Annotated in this window: 16 protein-coding genes; 8 read left to right on the plus strand and 8 right to left on the minus strand. The window is 71.1% G+C overall.

The genetic code is table 11. The features are described 5' to 3' along the window. The first annotated feature begins 95 nt into the window (after positions 1-95). A complete protein-coding gene (locus tag HAV39_RS00310) occupies positions 96-527 on the plus strand; it encodes a hypothetical protein (RefSeq protein WP_191837120.1) in 432 nt (143 codons plus the stop codon). Here HAV39_RS00310 and HAV39_RS00315 read toward each other — a convergent pair. The 8 genes from HAV39_RS00315 to HAV39_RS00345 all read right to left on the minus strand — a co-directional run bounded on the left by HAV39_RS00315 (position 507) and on the right by HAV39_RS00345 (position 11854). Beyond that, the gene (locus HAV39_RS00315; RefSeq protein ID WP_191837121.1) at positions 507-1781 is read right to left on the minus strand and encodes a CHAT domain-containing protein; all 1275 of its coding nucleotides are present in this window, start codon (positions 1779-1781) and stop codon (positions 507-509) included. The genes HAV39_RS00310 and HAV39_RS00315 overlap by 21 nt on opposite strands. Continuing rightward, entirely contained in the window at positions 1778-2866 is a 1089-nt protein-coding gene (locus tag HAV39_RS00320) for a PH domain-containing protein (RefSeq protein ID WP_239120781.1), read from the minus strand. The genes HAV39_RS00315 and HAV39_RS00320 overlap by 4 nt, the downstream gene beginning before the upstream one ends. Before the next feature lie 143 nt (positions 2867-3009). After that, positions 3010-3810 carry a hypothetical protein gene (locus tag HAV39_RS42450; RefSeq protein WP_239120780.1) on the minus strand — a complete coding sequence of 267 codons (801 nt, stop codon included), beginning with the start codon at positions 3808-3810 and terminating at the stop codon, positions 3010-3012. Beyond that, positions 3807-4643 (minus strand): hypothetical protein, encoded by an 837-nt coding sequence (locus HAV39_RS00325; RefSeq protein WP_191837122.1) that lies wholly within the window; start codon positions 4641-4643, stop codon positions 3807-3809. The genes HAV39_RS42450 and HAV39_RS00325 overlap by 4 nt, the downstream gene beginning before the upstream one ends. Next, positions 4640-4972 (minus strand): PadR family transcriptional regulator, encoded by a 333-nt coding sequence (locus HAV39_RS00330; RefSeq protein ID WP_191837123.1) that lies wholly within the window; start codon positions 4970-4972, stop codon positions 4640-4642. Before HAV39_RS00330 ends, HAV39_RS00325 begins: the two co-directional genes overlap by 4 nt. Positions 4973-5049: 77 nt before the next feature. Beyond that, positions 5050-8214 (minus strand): efflux RND transporter permease subunit, encoded by a 3165-nt coding sequence (locus HAV39_RS00335; RefSeq protein ID WP_203736433.1) that lies wholly within the window; start codon positions 8212-8214, stop codon positions 5050-5052. An 18-nt stretch (positions 8215-8232) separates the two neighbouring features. After that, positions 8233-8709, minus strand: a complete 477-nt coding sequence (locus tag HAV39_RS00340; protein WP_191837124.1) for a permuted SH3 domain-containing protein — start codon at positions 8707-8709, stop codon at positions 8233-8235. Between the two features lie 4 nt (positions 8710-8713). Further along, on the minus strand, positions 8714-11854 hold the full coding sequence (locus HAV39_RS00345; RefSeq protein WP_203736432.1) for an efflux RND transporter permease subunit: 3141 nt from the start codon (positions 11852-11854) through the stop codon (positions 8714-8716). A gap of 773 nt (positions 11855-12627) precedes the next feature. On the opposite strand from HAV39_RS00345, the gene urtA reads away from it, so the two are divergent. From urtA to HAV39_RS00380, 7 genes are all read left to right on the plus strand, one after another. Further along, entirely contained in the window at positions 12628-13872 is a 1245-nt protein-coding gene (gene urtA / locus HAV39_RS00350; protein WP_191837126.1) for an urea ABC transporter substrate-binding protein, read from the plus strand. 69 nt (positions 13873-13941) lie between these two features. Further along, the gene (gene urtB, locus HAV39_RS00355; RefSeq protein ID WP_191837127.1) at positions 13942-14829 is read left to right on the plus strand and encodes an urea ABC transporter permease subunit UrtB; all 888 of its coding nucleotides are present in this window, start codon (positions 13942-13944) and stop codon (positions 14827-14829) included. Then, positions 14826-15932, plus strand: a complete 1107-nt coding sequence (gene urtC / locus HAV39_RS00360) for an urea ABC transporter permease subunit UrtC (protein ID WP_191837128.1) — start codon at positions 14826-14828, stop codon at positions 15930-15932. The genes urtB and urtC overlap by 4 nt, the downstream gene beginning before the upstream one ends. Positions 15933-15963: 31 nt before the next feature. After that, on the plus strand, positions 15964-16734 hold the full coding sequence (urtD, locus tag HAV39_RS00365) for an urea ABC transporter ATP-binding protein UrtD (protein WP_191837129.1): 771 nt from the start codon (positions 15964-15966) through the stop codon (positions 16732-16734). Further along, entirely contained in the window at positions 16734-17426 is a 693-nt protein-coding gene (gene urtE, locus HAV39_RS00370) for an urea ABC transporter ATP-binding subunit UrtE (RefSeq protein ID WP_191837508.1), read from the plus strand. The genes urtD and urtE overlap by 1 nt, the downstream gene beginning before the upstream one ends. Positions 17427-17437: 11 nt before the next feature. Continuing rightward, positions 17438-17740 carry an urease subunit gamma gene (locus HAV39_RS00375; RefSeq protein WP_120320779.1) on the plus strand — a complete coding sequence of 101 codons (303 nt, stop codon included), beginning with the start codon at positions 17438-17440 and terminating at the stop codon, positions 17738-17740. Next, positions 17737-18042 carry an urease subunit beta gene (locus HAV39_RS00380; protein WP_191837130.1) on the plus strand — a complete coding sequence of 102 codons (306 nt, stop codon included), beginning with the start codon at positions 17737-17739 and terminating at the stop codon, positions 18040-18042. The genes HAV39_RS00375 and HAV39_RS00380 overlap by 4 nt, the downstream gene beginning before the upstream one ends. The last annotated feature ends 41 nt before the right edge of the window (positions 18043-18083 follow it).

An 18083-nucleotide genomic window follows, 5' to 3' on the forward strand; every position in this document is an offset into this window, starting at 1 on the left:
GACCCTGACACATCGGCGCACCCCCACGCCAACTCGCGCGACCACGTACCCGCGCATGGTGTTGAATGTCCTGATCCCTCGACCCTGGAGCGGCCATGCCTCGCACCGTCGTCCCGCCCGTGCGTTTCCGCAGCCCGAACGCGGGCCCGAGCGGCGGCGACGGGCTGCCCGAGCGGCTGGTCAAGTACGTGCCGGCGGAGACGCTGGCGTTCTTCGTGCCGCTGGCCGCGGTGGTCGGCCCGGAGCGGCGCGTGCTACTGATCACGCTGGTGGCGGTGGGCCTGGCCGGGACCATCGGCTACCTGTGGCTGGCCGGGCAGAAACTGCCGGCCGACGAGCGGCCGCTGCCGCACTTCTACGTGCTGGCCGCCGTCGCGTACCTGTGCTGGGCGGTCGGCGTCAGCGCGCACGCCGCCGCGCTCATCGGGCTGGACCAGGTCGCGGCCGGGGTCGTGCTGACCATGGCGGTTTTCCTGGTGCCGCTGGCCGACGAGCTGCTGGTCCGGCTACGCCGCCCGGCCGGCTGACGCGCGGTAGATGCCGGGGCGCGCCCGCTCGACGGTGAGCTGGGTGTCGCCGTACATGACGTACAGCAGGCCGAGCGGGTTGCGGAAGTCGCGCAGCAGGTCCCGGCGCGCCCAGACGACCGCCTCGCCGAGCGGACGGCGCGCCTCCAGCAGCCGGCCGTAGAACGCCGCCGCGAAGCCGCCCGCGACACCGTCGGGCACGTCGGTCTCGGTGGCGATGAACGCCCGGTGCCCGTGGTTGAGGAACCAGCGCGGGAACGAGTACGCCGTCAGCGGGTTGGTGCGCGAGGAGGCGCACGCGTTCAGGATGATCACGGCGCGGTGCCCGGCGGTGCTGCGGTCGGCGAAGAACCGGTCGTAGTAGCCCTCCCGCAGCTCGCCGAAGGTCACCCTGCGGGTCTTGCCGTTGCGCGTCGACAGCACCAGCGCGTAGTCGTCGTCGAACTCGGCGCTGGTGTCGCAGTGGCAGGCGAAATGCTGCACCTGCACCGGTGTGCCGCCACCCGTGCCCCCGTCCAGCGGTGCGCCGTCGTACAGGGCCCGCAGCAGCGACGCGCGGACCGCCTCCTCGTCCTGGGCCACCGGCCAGGGACCTTCCACCTGCACGTGCGTGCCGAGCGAGGCCAGGAAGCGCTCCTCCTCGCGGGCGCTGCCCAGCTCGCGGTGCCGGAGGAACTGCACCGGCAGCGCGGGCTCGTTGCGCAGCACGGAATCGGCCGTGGCGCGGGCGGGCACCACCCGGCGCACCACCGTGGCGAACCCGAGGAAGCGCGAGGCCGCCCGGACCAGGTCGTCGTACGTGCGCAGCGGCGGCAGCCCGCCGAAGTCGAACAGCGGCAGCAGTTCCAGCGGCAGCGTCTCGTCACGGCAGTGCAGCTCGACCATCGGGATCGGACGGTGTGGGTCGTCCCAGTCCGCGGCCTGCCACAGCGGCCACGCCGCCCGGAACGCCGACTCCAGCCGCAGGAAGCGGGAGATGTCGTCCGGGATCAGCACCCCGGTCAGCTCCCGCCCCGCGTTGAGCAGGATCCGCAGCGCCGTCGCGGCCTGCTCGGCGGTCGCGTTGAGCCGGGCCACCAGCGGCACGATCCGGCGCAGGTACTCTCCTGCCTTGCGCCGCATCGCCTCCAGCGCCCGCCGGTCGGGCAGCGGCAGGTACACGGTCTCACCCGTGGTGGGGAACTCGAAGCACACCTCGACGCCGGGGCCCGAACGCGGTGCGCGGATGGAGACGGTGGCGATGACCTCGCTCAACCGCGCTCCCCGCCCCCGGCGGCGAGGTCGGCCTCCAGCTCGATGCTCTGCAGCGTCCGCCGGCCCTGCGCGACCCGGACCCACAGCCACGGCGACCCGCTGAGCCGGTCGTCCTCGCTGAACGGTCCCAGCGTGAACTCCGTCGAGGACGCCCGGTCGTGCCACGCCGGCACCGCGGCCGCGGCACGGCGCAACGCGGCGTGGTCACTGTCGATCTCGACTTCGAACCGCACCCGGTGCTCGGCGACACCCCCGGTGACCACCAGCGGCTCGCTGATGCCACCGGCCGGGAACGGGGCGATGGTGATCGTCACGCGGTAGCTGCGCGCCGGGTACAGCGCGAACCGGCGATCCGGTGACACGGCCACGGGCCCGTCCTCGTCGGCCACCTCGACGGCGAGCCAGCCGTCGTAGTTCACCAGCGGCGGGCCGTACAGCGCCTCCTGGACCGCCCCGGCCACGCTCGCGCCCAGCCGCGCCTCCACGGCCGCGGGCTCGTACATCTCCTCCACGATCCGCAGGTAGAGCTCGTTGGGACGGGGCAGGTCGGCGATGCGCCGCAGCGGGCCGCGCCAGCCGGCGCTCTCCAGGTGGAAGGTGCCGAAGTCGAGCACGCGGCCCGTCGGCGACTGGAAGTAGCTCATGTCGGTCACCCGCAGCAGCGGCATCATCGCCACGCGCCGGGTCAGCACGCCCTCGATGAGCATCAGCCGCTTGTTGGTGAGCACGAACCGGGAGAACCACCAGTGCGCCGCCCGGTGGGCCGCCAGCAGCAGTGCCCCGACGGCGATCAGCGCCACGACCCGGGTCGTGTACTCGGGCTTGAGACGCTGCACGGCGAGCGTGATCAGCAGCCCGGTGTAGACGGCGATCAGGCAGAGCCCCTTGACCAGCCGGATCGGGTGCCTGCGCCACTCGCCGCGGAAACGCTCGGTCGGGAACAGGTAGGGCGCGGTGGTCCGGGTCGGCTCGTCGCCCAGCGGCAGGACCGGCAGCGGGGCCGGCTCCAGCCCCAGTCCCGCCAGCTCGTCCTCGTTCAGCGGGTCGAACTCGACGTCGTCGCCGGGCACCGGGTCGCGGCTCATGCCGCACCGGCCGAGGTCGGCTCCACCCTGGATGCTGGCATGCCGCCATGGTACGGGCGCGCGGCGTCGGCCGGGTTCCGGAGTGGACGGACGACCGACGGCGTCACCCGGTTCGCGGGTGACGCCGTCGGCATGCCGCCACGCTACGAGGGCATGGCTGCCACCTCGGGCGCGGACGCCCGAGGTCGCCGGGCCAGGTGGTTGGCGTACACGAGCAGGAAGACCGAGACGTGCACGGGTGTCCGGACGGCGAGGGTGAACAGGTATTCGGCCAGCGGGCTGCTGCTGACGTACCCCGCCCCGATGTTCTCGAAGCCCATGGTGAGGAACCAGAAGGAGACCGGCACGGCCGCCGCCACGAGGCCCCAGGACACCACCGCCGGGCGTGCCCTGGCCGCGAGGGTGCCCAGCGCGACCGCGCTCAACGCCCAGAGCGCCGTGGAGGCGAGGTGAGACCGGTTCGGCAGGTGTCCGCTCAGCAGCGGCCAGGCCGCCAGTGTCGCGTACAGGCTGCCGATACTCCATACCGGCAGCAGCACCGGGCGGATCAGCTGCGTCACCCCCGTGGTGACACGTGCGCAGATGATCGCCAGCCCGGCGGCGGCCGGGATGCTGCCCGCGCCGACCCAGGCCTGCCAGGTGACGGTGTCCTCGCTGTAGCCGGTCGTCCAGCCCAGTGCGAGGTCCATGTAGACCATGGGCAGTCCCGCGAGCAGCACGAGCGACAGCACCGCGTGCGCGAAGTTCCGTCCCGGCCGCACCACGACCGCCGCCTCGCGGTGCGGCCGCGACACGGCCAGGCTCGCCGCGTATTGCAGCCGCCGGACGCCTCCCGGCAGGGCATGCAGTTCCGCCCGCCATTCGGCGAGCATCTCCGCGCGCACGTCGGCGGGCCAGCGCCGAGCAGCGCTGGTGAGCAGCGCGTGGCACAGGCGCCTGATCATGCGGCGACCTCCTTCGGGGCTTCGACCACGGGCACCGGCACCGCGCGGTGTCGCAACACCAGGACATGCGCGTACACGAGCAGGAAGATGATGACGTGGAGCAGTTCCTGCCTGCCGACCGCGAAAGCGAATGCCGGCAGGTGTTCGCCGCCGAAGAAGGGCTCCAGCCCCAGCGCGGAGAAGTCGCTGAGGCCGTTGTGCAGGTTCGCGAACCAGAACGTGACCGGCACCGCGACCACCACGATCGCCCAGGAGAGCCACGTCCACCCGGCTCGGGCGACCCAGGCTGCCAGCGTGCACAACGCCGCGACGCTCAGCGCCCAGTACGTCATGTCGGTCAGCAGCGCCCCGTCCAGCGAGCCCTCGACCACGTAGTAGGCCAGGACGGCCACGTAGGCGACGCCGACCGTCCAGCGCGCCACCGACATCGGTTTGATCGCCTGCGTGACCCCCGTGGTGAGGCTCCCGCAGAAGATCCCCAGCGCGGCCGCCGCGACGACGCTCCCGGCGGCTACCCAGGGCTGCCACACGATCATGTATGGATCCGTGCTGGAGGTCCAGTTCAGGGCCAGCGGCAGGTAGACCGCCGGCAGCCCCGCGATCAACACCAACCACAGCACTCCGTGGGCGAGGTCCCGTCGCGGCCGCACCGCGACCGCCGCCTCCCGATGCGGCCGCGACGTGGCGAGGCTGGCCGCGTATCGCAGGCGCCGCGCGGTGCCGGGCATGACGTGCAGTTCGGCTCGCCACTCGGCGAGCAGGGCGTCGCGCAGTTCCACCGGCCAGCGCCGGACCGCACGGGTCAGCAGCGCCCGGCACAGACGGCCGATCATGCGGTGGCCTCCTTCCCGGCGGCGTGCGCAGGCCCCGGACGCGTCTGCTCGTGCAGTTCGGCGAGCCGCTGGCGGGCAACCGGGAGCGCCGCGGGGGTGAGCCGGTAGTAGGCGCGGGCCGGGCGCCCCGCCGTGGACGGGTCGATGTCCTCCCAGCGCTTGTCGAGCCAGCCGGCCTCGGTCAGCCGGGCAAGGATCGGGTACAGCGTCCCGCTCGGCAGTCCGGACGAATGCATCAGCTCCATTCCGTAATGGTCACCGGCGGGATCGGCGACCAGAGCCGCGAGAACCCGTGCCACCGGCACGGTCAGGCGCAGTTCGGCGTTCATGGTAGGCACTCTACATAGGGGTAACGCACAACGCCATTTCGGCTCCGCGCGTGTCGTGTCCGGACGGAGTGGAACCGTCAGGCGACGGCAGGCGGCGGCTGCGGTCCGGCTTGCGGTTCCGCTGCCTCGGCCGACGCTGCGGCGCGACGCGAGCGGCCGAAGCGCAGGTACAGCACCGGCACGATGACCAGGTTCAGCAGGGTCGACGTGACCAGGCCGCCGATGATGACCACGGCCATGGGGTGCTCGATCTCGTGCCCCGGCGCGTCGCCCAGCACCACCAGCGGCACCAGCGCCAGTCCGGTCGCCAGTGTCGTCATGAGGATCGGGGAGAGCCGATCACGGGAACCGCGCAGCACCAGGTCCCGACCGAAGGACTCCCCCTCGTGCCGCTCCAGGTGCTGATAGTGGCTGATCAGCAGGATGCCGTTGCGCGCGGCGATACCGAGCACCGTCAGCAGGCCCACCAGCGAACCGAGCGAGATCGTCCGTCCACTGAAGAAGTACGCCGCCAGCACGCCGCCGACCAGCGCGGAGGGCAGCGTGAGGAAGGAGAGCAGGGCCAGCCGCCAGCTGTCGAACGACAGCCGCAGCAGGATCAGGATCAGCAGTGCGGCGGCCGTGCCGAACAGCAGGATGCGCTGCGCGGCGGCCTGGCGCTCGGCGTACTCGCCGAGCAGTTCGGCGTGGTAGCCGCGGTCGAACGACATGTTTCGCAGCTTGCCGTCGAGTTCGTTGACGACCGCGCCGAGGTCGCGTCCCTGCACGTCGGAGCCGACGTCGATGTAGCGCAGCGTCCCGTCGTGGAGGATCACGTTGGGCGTGGAGACGACCCGCACGGCGGCGACGTCGCCGAGGCGCACGTGGCCGCCGGCGGGGGTGTCGATGGGCAGGTTCTCGATGTCGGCCACCGAGTCACGGGCCGCCGGCGCGCTCCACACCACCACGTCGTACGCCTTGCCGTCGCGGAAGATGTCGCCGACCTCCTCACCGGCCATCAGAGTCGCGGACGCCCGCCGCACGTCGCCGGGCTTGATGCCGTAGCGCTCGGCCTTGGCCAGGTCCACCTGGACCTCGACCTGCGGCACGTCCACCTCCAGGTCGACATGCCGGCCGGCGGTGCCCGGTGTGTCGGCCATCAACTGCTGGACCTGCTCGGCCTTGGCGCGCAGCACGCCCAGGTCCTGGCCGTAGATGCGCACCACGATCGCGTCGCCCGAGCCGGTCAGCACCTCGTCGGTGCGCTCGCGCAGGTACGTGTAGACGTTGTGCAGCAGCCCCGGGTAGTTCTTGCCCACGTCCTCGATCGCGGCGACCGTCTGGTCGTAGTCGACGGACGGGTCGATGCTGATCCACAGCTCGCCGAAGTTGACCCCGGCGGTCTCGTCGCCGAGCGCGGCCATGCCGATGTGCGCGCCGAAGCTCTGCACCCCGGGAATCTCCCGCAGCTCGCCGCTGACCTGCTGGATCATCCGGATCTCCTCGTCGTTGGACGAGCCGGGGGCGGTGATGAAGTGCATGAAGACGTTGCGTTCCTTGAACTCCGGCAGCAGGGACTGGCCCAGACCCGGCAGCGCGGCCAGCCCGAAGAGCAGCACCACCGCCGCGGTGGCGTACGCGGACACGGGTCGCCGGACGACCCGGCCCAGCAGCCCCGTGTATCCGCGCTGCAGCCATCGCACCAGCGGCGACTGGTGGCGGGTGAGGTCGGCCCGGCCGAGCAGCAGCAGTGCCAGCGCCGGTGTCACCGTCAGCGCCACGACCAGTGAGGCGAGCACGGCGAGGGTGTAGGACATGGCCAGCGGGCGGAAGAACGCACCGGTCAGCCCGCCCAGGAAGAAGATCGGGACGGCTGCCGCCACAATGATCATCGTGGCGTACACGATAGGCCCCCGCACCTCCAGCGAGGCGTCGAGCACGATCGAGGCGACCGAGCGGTCCGAGCCCTCGGCCCGGGCCTGGCGCAGCCGTCTCATGATGTTCTCGATGTCGATGATCGCGTCGTCGACGACCACGCCGACCGCGATCACCAGCCCGGCCAGCACCATCGTGTTGATCGTGGCGCCGCGATAGTAGAGCACCAGCCCCGCCGCCACGATCGACAGCGGGATCGCGACGAGGCTGATCAGCGCGGTGCGCCACTCGAACAGGAACAGCGCCAGCACCAGCACCACGAACAGGCAGCCCAGCAGCAGCGCGTGGGTGAGGTTGTCCACCGCGGTCTCGATGAAGGAAGCCGGCCGGAAGATCGTCGGGTCGACCGTGATGCCGGACAGACCCGGCTGGAGCTCGCGCAGCGCCTGCTCGACGCCTTCGGTGACGTCGATCGTGTTGGCCCAGGGCAGCTTCTCGACGATCAGCATGAGGCCGGGCTTGCCGTCGATCACCGCGTCGCCGATCAGGGGCTGGTGGTCCTCGACCACGTCGGCGACGTCACCCAGGTGCAGCGGCCGGCCGCCGGTGTTCGCGACCGTGACCTTGGCCAGGTCGGCCGCGGTGCGGATGGGTGACACGTGCCGCACGCCGATGGTCTGGTTCGGCGTGGTCACGGTGCCGTCGGTGCCGATCACCGCCCCGTCGGAGAACTGCAGCAGGCCGACCTCCAGGGCGTCGGCGGTCTCCGTCATCACCTGGTCGAGCGACACCTGTTGCGCCTGCATCCGCTTCGGGTCCACCTGCACCTGCAGCATCTGCAGCTGCTCGCCCCAGATCGCCACGTTGGCGACGCCCGGCACCTCCAGCAGTTTCGCGCGGATCGTCCAGTAGGAGATCATCGACATTTCGATGATCGACCTGCTGTCCGAGGTGAGTCCGATCTTCATGACCCGGCCCATGGACGAGACCGGTTGGAGCATGAACGGTGGCGCGGCCCAGGTCGGCAACGTGGGGGTGACCGCCACGAGCCGCTCCGACACCAGCTGGCGCGCGTTGAGCAGGTCGGTGCCCGGCGCGAACAGCAGCTCGATCGAGGAGAGCTGCGCCAGCGACTTGGAACGCATCGTCTCCAGGCCTTCGACGCCGTTGAGCGCGTTCTCCAGCGGCACCGTGACCAGCGACTCGACCTCGCCCGCGGACAGTCCCAGGCAGGCCGTCTGGATCTCCACGCGGGGTGGCGCGAACTCGGGGAACACGTCGACCGGCATCTTGCGCAGCTGCACGAAGCCCAGGGCCATCATGCCCGCGGCCACCGCGACCACGAGGACGCGGAACTTCAGGCTCGCGGCGACGATCCAGCGCATCATGTCCGGTCAGCTCCCGCGCTAATCTTCCTCGACCCCGACCTCGGTGCCGTAGAGCTCGTCGACACCCTGGACCACCACCTCGGTGCCCGCCTTCGGGCCCTCCGACAGCACCACGGTGTCGCCCGACACGGTCTGCACCTGCACATGCTGGCGCAGGTAGACCCGGTCGCCGACCACCGCGTACGCCCACGTCTCACCGCTGGGGTCGTAGAAGAGCGCCTGGTAGGGCATCGTGAGTGCCTGATGCCCGGCGACCGTGGCGACCGCCACCGGGGCGGTCTTGACGCCCAGGTGCTCGACCGCCTCCGGCTGCAGGGTGACCCGGCTCAGGTCGGTGCCCTCCACCGGTTCCGCCACACCCGTCTCCACCGCGGGCTCGTCCTCGAACGCCGACAGCGGCGGGTACGAGGTGCCGAGCATCGCGGCCAGGCCCAGGCCCACCGCGGCGACCACCAGCAGTCCCAGACCCCACTGCATGAGCTTTCGTCGCGACATGGCGTCACGCCCCCTCGGGCACGGTCGGCGCGACCTGCGGAGCTTGCCGGGTCGCGGGCTGCACGAACTCGTACAGGGCCGGCAGCAGGTAAAGGCTCAGCAGCGTCGCGGTCACCAGGCCGCCCAGTGCGACGACGGCCAGCGGGCGCAGGATCTCCAGTCCCGCGACGTTGCCGAACAGCAGCAGTGGCACCAGCGCGGCGGCCACCGCCACCGCGGTCGTCACGATCGGGGCGAACCGTTCCCCGGCTCCCTGCCGCACGGCCTCCGCCACCGTGGTCCCGGCCTGGCCGGACAACTCCTGCCAGCGCCGGATCAGCAGCACCCCGTCCCGCAGGGCCAGCGCCAGCGGCACTCCCAGGCCCATCAGCACGCCCAGCGAGACACCGGAGCCGGTGAACAGCGCCGCCAGCATCCCGCCGAACAATGCCACGGGCAGGGCCAGCGCCAGCAGCGTCGCCGAACGCCAGCTGCCGAAGGCTGCCTGCAACAGCAGGTACACCCCGATCGCGGCGGCGGCCAGCACGCCGAGCAGCCGCCAGTGCGCGCTCTCGGCGGACGCGTAGTCGCCCAGCACCTCGGCGTGGTACTCCACGGGGAAGTCGACGACCTTCAGCTCGTCCTGGATGTCGCGGGCCACGTCGTTCACCTGCCGGCCGGTGACGTCGACGGGGATGTCGACCCGCCGCGACACGGAGTCGTGCCGGATGTCGACCGGCGCGGAGGCCAGTCGCACGTGGGCGACGTCGCGCAGCCGCACGTGTCCGCCGGACGGCGTGTCGATCAGCAGGTTCTCCACGCCGGCCACGCTGTCGCGCACCGACGGCGCGCCCAGCACCACGACGTCGAAGACCTTCTGATCCTCGAACAGGCTGCCCGCGGTCAGGCCGGAGACCAGCACCGCGGCGGAGCGGCGCACGTCGCCGGGCTTGATGCCGTACCGCTCGGCCGCGGCCAGGTCGACCTCGATCTCGATGGTCGCCTCGTCGGCGCCGAGGTCGAGCTTGGGCGCCGAAACCCCGTCGACCTCGCCGAGCACCTTGCGGACCTCCTCGGCCTTGGCCCGCAGCACGTTCAGGTCCTTGCCGTAGACGCGCACCACGAGGTCGCCCTTGGTGCCGGTGAGCATCTCGTTCACCTGCTGCTCCGGATAGGTGACCACGCGGTGGTCGAAGCCCGGATACGCGTCGACCACGTGCTGGATGCGCTCGGTGGTGGCCGCGTAGTCGGCGGCGGGGTCGACGGTCAGCCAGAACTCGGCGGAGTTCATGCCGACGGCCTGATCGGAGTTGATGGCACGGCCCACGTGCACACCGACGTCGCGTATGCCGGGCGTGGCGCGCAGCTGCCCGCCCACCTGCCCGACGATCCGCACCATCTCCTGCTGCGACATGCTCGGCACGCCGGTCCACCGGATCAGCAGGTTGCGGTCCTGTGCGACAGGCAGCAGCGCGTGCCCGCCCAGCAGCGGCGCGACCAGCGGCACGCCCAGCGCCAGCAGCGCGGCCACCAGCAGGGCGAGGTGCGGACGGCCCCGCACCCGCTCCGCTGTGCCGGCGTGGTGCCGCTGCAGCCAGGCCAGTGGCCGCGACACCGGCGCCAGCCGCGCCCGGCGGTACAGCAGCCAGCTGAGCACCGGCGTCACGCTGAGCGCCACGACGAGTGAGGCCAGCACCGCGAGCCCCGCCGCCCAGGCCATCGGCGCGGTGAAAGCGCCGGTCAACCCGCCGACGAACAGCAGCGGCGCGAGCCCGACGAGCACGATCAGCACGGCGTACAGCAGCGGAGCGCGCAGACCGGTCATGACGTCGGCGAACGCGCGTTCGGCCGGTTGTCCGTTCTCCTCGGGGTCTTGGCCCGCCGGACGGGCCGTCAGCGCCCGCCGGGCGCGGTCGGTGTCGGCGACCACGTCGTGGACCACCACCGCGAGCCCGAACATCAGCCCCGCCAGCACGAGTATGTTCAGCCCGACTCCTTGCCAGACCAGCGCGAGCACCGCCGCCAGCAGCGCCAGCGGGATCACCACCAGCGCGATCAGCGCGGCACGCCAGTCCAGCATCAGCAGGCCGATCGCGAGGACGGCGAGCAGGATGCTGAGCAGCGCCGCGGTCCGCAGGTGTCCGACGGCCCCGTCGATGAACGTGGCGGGCCGGTAGACCGACGTGTCGACCTGCAGGCCGCCCAGGCCGGGCTGCAGCGCCCGCAGCGTGTCCTCGACCGCCTGGGTGACCTCGACGGTGTTCGCGCCGGGGAACTTCTCCACGACCAGCATCAGGCCGGGCTTGCCGCCCACCAGCGCGTCACCGATCAGCGGCAGCTGGTGGTCCTCGGTCACGGTCGCGACCTCGCCGAGCCGCAGCGGCTTGCCCTCCGGCGTCTCCTCGACCGGCACCTGCGCCAGGTCCTTGGCGGTGTGGATCGGAAGGATGTGCTGGATCGTCAGCCGCTGGTTCGGGGTCTCCACGAACCCGCTGGTGCCTGGCGTCGACGCCTCGACGAACGTCAGCGGCGACACCCACAGGGCGTTGCCCGTCGTCTGCACGACCTGGTTGAGCGAGACGCCCGCGGCGGCCAGCTTCGCCGGGTCGACCTGCACCTGCAGCTGCCGCTCGCGTTCACCCCAGATGGACACGTTGGCCACGCCGGGCACGCCCATCAGCCGGGGTTTGATCTGCCAGTGGGCCAGCAGGGACATGTCGATCAGGGACAGGTCCGGCGAGGAGAGGCCGATCACCATGACGCGGCTGGTCGACGAGACCGGTTGGATCATGTTCGGCGCCTTCGACACGTGCGGCAGGGCCACCGCCTGAGTCAGCCGTTCCTGCACCGCCTGGCGGGCCCGCAGCACGTCGGTGCCGGGTTCGAAGACCAGGTCGACCTGGGACAGGCCGGTCACCGACTGGGACCTGATCGACTCCAGCCACGGCACCCCGTTGAGCAGGTCCTGCTCCAGCGGAACGGTGATGAACTGCTCGACCTCGGTCGCGGACAGTCCGAGCGCCTCGGTCTGGATCTGGACCGACGGCGGCGCGAACTCCGGGAGCACGTCGGCCGGCGTACGCCGCAGCTCGATCACCCCGAGGAACATCAGCAGGGCCGCCGCGGGCAGGACCAGCAGCCGGAACTTGAGGCTTGATCCGATCATCCAGCGCATCATCGCCGGCCCCGTTCTCGTTGCCCGCAGGCGGCGATCCGGTCGGGCGGAAGATCATCGCCCCTGAGCCGGACCTGCTGTGTCAGGCAGCCGGATCTGCTGTGTCAGGCATTGCGTGCCCTCCGCCGCCGGTTCCGTGCCGGACCCGTCGGCGCGTGTCCATGTCCGTCCCGGACACCGGGCGGCGCCCGTGTCGGGAGGGCTCCACTTCACGCTACGCCCTGCCCGTGTGCCGAGCTCAGTGTTCGGCAGGATCCGCGCGGGCGCACCGAGCCCGGGAGAACGCTGTGAACTCGCTGCATGACGGTGGCACGCGAGGCATCGAGCACCTTGACATCGCAGCGGGCCGTCCAAGATACTTCTTGCGTGAAACATCTCCGCTGAGGCGGTGGTGCCGTCACTCCTTCCCGAATAGCTCTCAGAGCCGACGCCATGGCCGCACACGATGCGGCCCAATGGCGTCGGCTCTTGCTGTTCTCGCAGGTCATCGTCCACATTTCACACGGACAGATACAGCGTATCAACGGCGATGAAACAGAACTGAAATCGCCCTCACCGACGCTAGCCGTGCCTGGCATTCAGGCGGACGCCCACGGGCCGGCACAACCGGACGAAGCCTCCGCTGCGCGCTGCCGGCATCCGCATAGGACCGATCTCGCACCGCTCCGGGCCGGCATGCGCCACGCCGAGGACGCCGACGTCTCCCGCCCCAGGTGCTTCTCCCCCTTGACCTGTGCTCCGCCGAATCAGGGAGATATCCCAAGATGCTCAGATTCCACCGACGCCGCCTCGCGGCCTGCAGCGTCGCCCTGGCCGCCGCGCTGGCGGTCAGCGCCTGCGGCAGCAAGACCGGCGAAAGCGACACCACCGGCGGCGTCACCGCCGACACCTCGGGCGACACCGTCAAGGTGGGCCTGCTCAACTCGCTGTCGGGCACCATGGCCATCAGCGAGGTCACCGTCCGCGACGCCATCATGCTGGCCGTCGAGGAGATCAACGCCTCGGGGGGCGTGCTCGGCAAGAAGCTCGCACCGGTCGGCGAGGACGGCGCCTCGGACTGGCCGACGTTCGCCGAGAAGGCCGAGAAGCTGATCAAGGTGGACCGGGTCGCGGCCGTCTTCGGCTGCTGGACCTCGGCCAGCCGCAAGGCCGTGAAGCCGGTCTTCGAGGAGAACAAGGCGCTGCTGTTCTACCCCGTGCAGTACGAGGGCCTGGAGCAGTCGCCGTACATCTTCTACACCGGCGCGACCACCAACCAGCAGATCGTGCCCGGCCTGGACTACCTCAAGGCGCAGGGCAAGAAGTCGGTCTACCTGGTCGGCAGCGACTACGTCTTCCCGCGCACCGCCAACAAGATCATCAAGGCGTACGCCGAGGCCAACGGACTCAAGGTGCTCGGCGAGGACTACGCGCCCCTGGGCAGCACGGAGTTCGGCACGATCGTGAACAAGGTCAAGGCGTCCAAGGCCGAGGCCGTGTTCAACACCCTCAACGGCGACAGCAACGTGGCCTTCTTCAAGGAGTACAAGTCCGCGGGCCTGACCGCCGCCTCGATGCCGGTCGTGTCGGTGTCCATCGCCGAGGAGGAGGTCAAGAGCATCGGCACGCAGTACCTGTCCGGCCAGCTCACGGCGTGGAACTACTACCAGACGACGACGGGCGCGGCCAACGACAAGTTCGTCAAGGCGTACAAGGCGAAGTTCGGCGCGGACAAGCCGACCAGCGACCCGATGGAGGCCGCCTACGTGTCGGTCTACCTGTGGAAGGCCATGGTCGAGAAGGCCGGCTCGTTCGACGTGGAGAAGGTGAAGGGCGCCTCGAACGGCGTCACCTTCGAGGCTCCCGAGGGCCTGGTCACCATCGACGGCGCGACGCAGCACATCCACAAGACCGCGCGCATCGGCAAGATCGGCGACGACGGCCTGATCACCGAGGTGTGGAACTCCGGCGGCCCGGTCAAGCCGGACCCGTACCTCAAGGGCTACCCCTGGGCGACCGGCCTGTCCTGACCCACCGTCGGCGGTGGAGCGGTCCTCGTGGCCGCTCCACCGCCCCGTCCCAGCTCTAGGCGGCAACGCATGACAGTGATCCTCGGGCAGCTGTTCACCGGCGTCAGCATCGGCGCGGTGCTGCTGCTCATCGCACTCGGCCTGGCCCTGACCTTCGGCCAGATGAACGTCATCAACATGGCGCACGGCGAGTTCATCATGGCCGGCGCCTACACCACGTACGTGCTGCAGCAGACCATCACCGACGCGGGCCTGTCGCTGCTCGTCGCCCTGCCCATCGCCTTCGCCGTCGCGGGCGCGATGGGCGTCCTGCTGGAATGGGCGCTGATCCGCCGCCTCTACACCCGGCCGCTGGACACCCTTCTGGTCACCTGGGGCGTCTCGCTGATGCTCCAGCAGCTGGCCCGGGACGTCTTCGGCGCGCCCAACGTGCAGACCAAGGCCCCCGACCTGCTCACCGAGAGCACCTCGCTCGGCGCGGACCTGAGCATCGCCAACAGCCGGCTGTTCATCCTCGGCCTGGTCGTGCTCGCGGTCGCCGCGCTGACCGCCGCGCTCAAGTTCACCCCGCTGGGCCGCCGCATCCGGGCCGTGGTGCAGAACCGCGACCTGGCCGCGGTCTCCGGCATCCCGACCGGGCGGGTCGACCGGCTCACCTTCTTCATCGGCTCGGGCCTGGCCGGGGTCGCCGGGGTCGCGCTGACCCTGCTCGGCCCGATCGGCCCGACCATGGGCACCAACATCATCATCGACGCCTTCCTCGTCGTCGTGGTCGGCGGCATCGGGCAGCTCAAGGGGAGCGTGATCGTGGCCTTCGTGCTCGGCATGCTGCAGGCGATGGTCGAGTACCTGACCACGCTCAGCGTCGCCAAGGTGATCGTGTTCGTCGCCATCGTGGCGTTCCTGCAGTGGCGGCCCCAGGGCCTGTTCACGCTGCGCACCCGGAGCCTGGCATGAGCGAGCTGAAACCGGCTCCCCGTGCCAGAGCCTGGGTGGGCTTCGGGCTCGGTGCGGTGGTGCTGTTCGCGGCCGCGCCGGCGCTGCTGACCGACTTCCGGCTCAGCCTGCTGGCCAAGTACCTGTGCTTCGCGATCGTCGCGGTCGGCATCGGCCTGGCCTGGGGCCGCGGCGGGCTGCTCACCCTCGGCCAGGGCGTCTTCTTCGGCCTGGGCGGCTACGCGATGGCCATGCACCTCAAGCTCGCCGACGCGGGCGAGGGCAACATGCCCGACTTCATGGAGCTGTACGGGCAGCTCGACGAGCTCCCCACATGGTGGGCCCCGTTCGCGAACCCGGTGTTCGCGCTGGCCGCCACGGTGCTGCTGCCGATGCTGGTCGCCTTCGGGCTCGGCTCGCTGGTGTTCCGGCGGCGGGTGCGCGGCGCGTACTTCGCGATCCTCAGCCAGGCCCTGGCCGCCGCCATGGTGATCCTGCTGATCGGCCAGCAGGGCACCACCGGTGGCACCAACGGGCTCACCGACATCGAGGGCTTCTTCGGCTACGACCTCGACGACCCGGTCAACCAGCGCATGGTCTACTTCATCATCGCCGGGGTGCTGCTGGCCCTGCTCGCGCTGACCCGCCAGCTCATGCACTCCCGCTACGGCGAGCTGCTGGTCGCGGTGCGCGACTCCGAGAACCGGGTGCGCTTCCTCGGCTACAACCCCGCCAACGTCAAGCTCGTCGCGTACGTCGTCGCCGCCGGCATGGCGGGCCTGGCCGGGGCGCTGTTCGTGCCCGCGGTCGGCATCATCTCACCCGCGCTGATCGGCATCGTGCCCTCGATCGAGTTCGTGATCGGCGTGGCGGTCGGCGGCCGGGCGGCGCTGCTCGGCCCGGTGCTCGGCGCGGTCGCCGTGGCCTGGGCGAAGACGGCGCTGTCCGAGCGCTTCCCCGGCACCTGGACCTACCTGCAGGGCGCGATGTTCGTCCTGGTCGTGGCATTCCTGCCGGGCGGGCTCGCCTCCCTGTGGGGCATGGTCAAGCGCCGCCGGGAGACCGCAGCACCGCCCGCCCCGCAGACGGAAGCACCGGTTCTGGTCAAGGAGGCGGCAGCGTGAACGGCATCGGCGCACCAGGAAGGGGCACGGCATGAGCGAGACGGCAGGCGGCCTGCAGATTCGCGGGCTGCGCGTGGTGTTCGACGGGTTCGTCGCGGTCGACGGCGTCGACCTGGACGTGGCACCCGGCGACCTCCGGTTCCTCATCGGACCCAACGGCGCGGGCAAGACGACGCTGGTCGACGCGGTGACCGGGCTGGTCAAGGCGACCGGCTCGGCCCGGTTCGGCGAGCAGGAGCTGCTCGGACGGGACGTGCACCGCATCGCCCGGCTGGGCGTGGGCCGCACGTTCCAGACCGCGGCGCTGTTCGAGGAGCTGACGGTGCTGCAGAACCTCGACATCGCGGCCGGGGCGGGCCGCAGCCCGTGGACGATGCTGCGCCGCCGCGGCGCGGTGCCCGACGACGTCGCGCAGGCGCTGGAGACGATCGGCCTGACCGACCGGCGCGACGCGCCCGCGGGCACGCTCGCGCACGGGCAGAAGCAGTGGCTGGAGATCGGCATGCTGCTGGTGCAGAACGCCCGGCTGCTGCTGCTCGACGAGCCCGTCGCCGGGATGAGCCACGAGGAGCGCGAGGCCACCGGCGAGCTGCTGGGCAAGGTGGCGAGCGACCGCACGGTCGTGGTCATCGAGCACGACATGGACTTCCTGCGCCGCTTCGCCCGCACGGTGACCGTGCTGCACGCCGGCAAGGTGCTCAGCGAGGGCACGGTCGCCCAGGTGCAGGCCGACCCGAAGGTGCAGGAGGTCTACCTCGGCCACGCCACCGGCGAGCCGGTGGCCCAGGAGGTGGAGGCGTGATGCTGCGGATCGAGGGCGTGCACGCCGGGTACGGGCGCAGCACCGTGCTGCACGGCGTCGATGTGACCGTCGACGACGGCACGGTGACGGCCGTGCTGGGGCACAACGGCGCGGGCAAGAGCACCCTGCTGCGGGCCGCGATCGGGCTGTTGCGGCCCAAGCAGGGCATGGTGCTGTTCGGCGGCGAGGACGTCACGAAGCTCGCCCCGCACGTGCGGGTCGCGCGCGGCATGGCGTACGTGCCGCAGGGCCAGCAGTGCTTCCCGCACCTGACCACGGCGGAGAACCTGCAGCTGGTCGCCGACGGCCGCCGCGGCGGCCGGCAGGCGCTGGCGTCCGCGCTGGACCTGTTCCCCGCGCTCAACGGGTTGATGCGCCGCCGGGCCGGGCTGCTGTCCGGCGGGCAGCGCCAGCAGCTCGCCATCGCCCGGGCCTTGATCACCCGGCCCAAGCTGCTGCTGCTCGACGAGCCGACCGAGGGCATCCAGCCCAACGTCGTCGCCGAGATCGAGCAGGCGGTGCTGTCCCTGGCCGGCCTGGACGGGCTGTCGGTGCTGCTGGTCGAGCAGCATCTCGGCTTCGCGCTGCGCGCGGCGCACCGCTACCACGTGCTCGAATCGGGCAGAGTGACGTCATCCGGCGCGGGCGGCACCGGCGCCGAACCCGCCGTACGCGCTGCCCTCACCGTGTAGAAGGACGGTTCATGTTCCTCACCCAGCATGAGCAGGAACGGCTGCTCATCCATGTGGCGGCCGACGTCGCCGAGCGGCGCCGTGCCCGCGGCCTGCTGCTCAACCACCCCGAGTCGGTCGCGATCATCACCCGTTTCCTGCTGGAAGGCGCCCGCGACGGGCGCACCGTGGTCGACCTGATGGACGCGGGCGCCCAGGTGCTCACCCGCGCGGACGTGCTGGACGGCGTCCCCGAGATGCTGAAGGAGGTGCAGGTGGAGGCCACGTTCCCGGACGGCACCAAGCTGGTGACCGTGCACCACCCGATCCGATGATCCCGGGCGAGATCCTCTTCGGAGAGGGTCCGGTCGAGATCAACGTGGATCGCCCGATCACCACGCTGACTGTGGTCAACACCGCGGACCGGCCGGTGCAGGTCGGCTCGCACTACCACTTCGCCGAGGCCAACCCCGGCCTGTCGTTCGACCGCACCGCGGCGTGGGGCCAGCGGCTGGCGGTGCCCGCGGGCACGGCGGTGCGCTTCGAACCAGGCGTCACCCGTGAGGTCGAACTGGTCCCGCTGGGCGGGGCACGGATCGTGCCGGGCCTGCGCGGCGAGTGCGGAGGAGAACTGTGAGCAGCGAGGAGCGAGCTGGCGAGCCCCGCAGCCGCGAACGA

Origin of the sequence: Catellatospora chokoriensis (assembly GCF_011297315.1) — a bacterium.
GTDB classification, from domain to species: Bacteria; Actinomycetota; Actinomycetes; order Mycobacteriales; family Micromonosporaceae; genus Catellatospora; species Catellatospora citrea.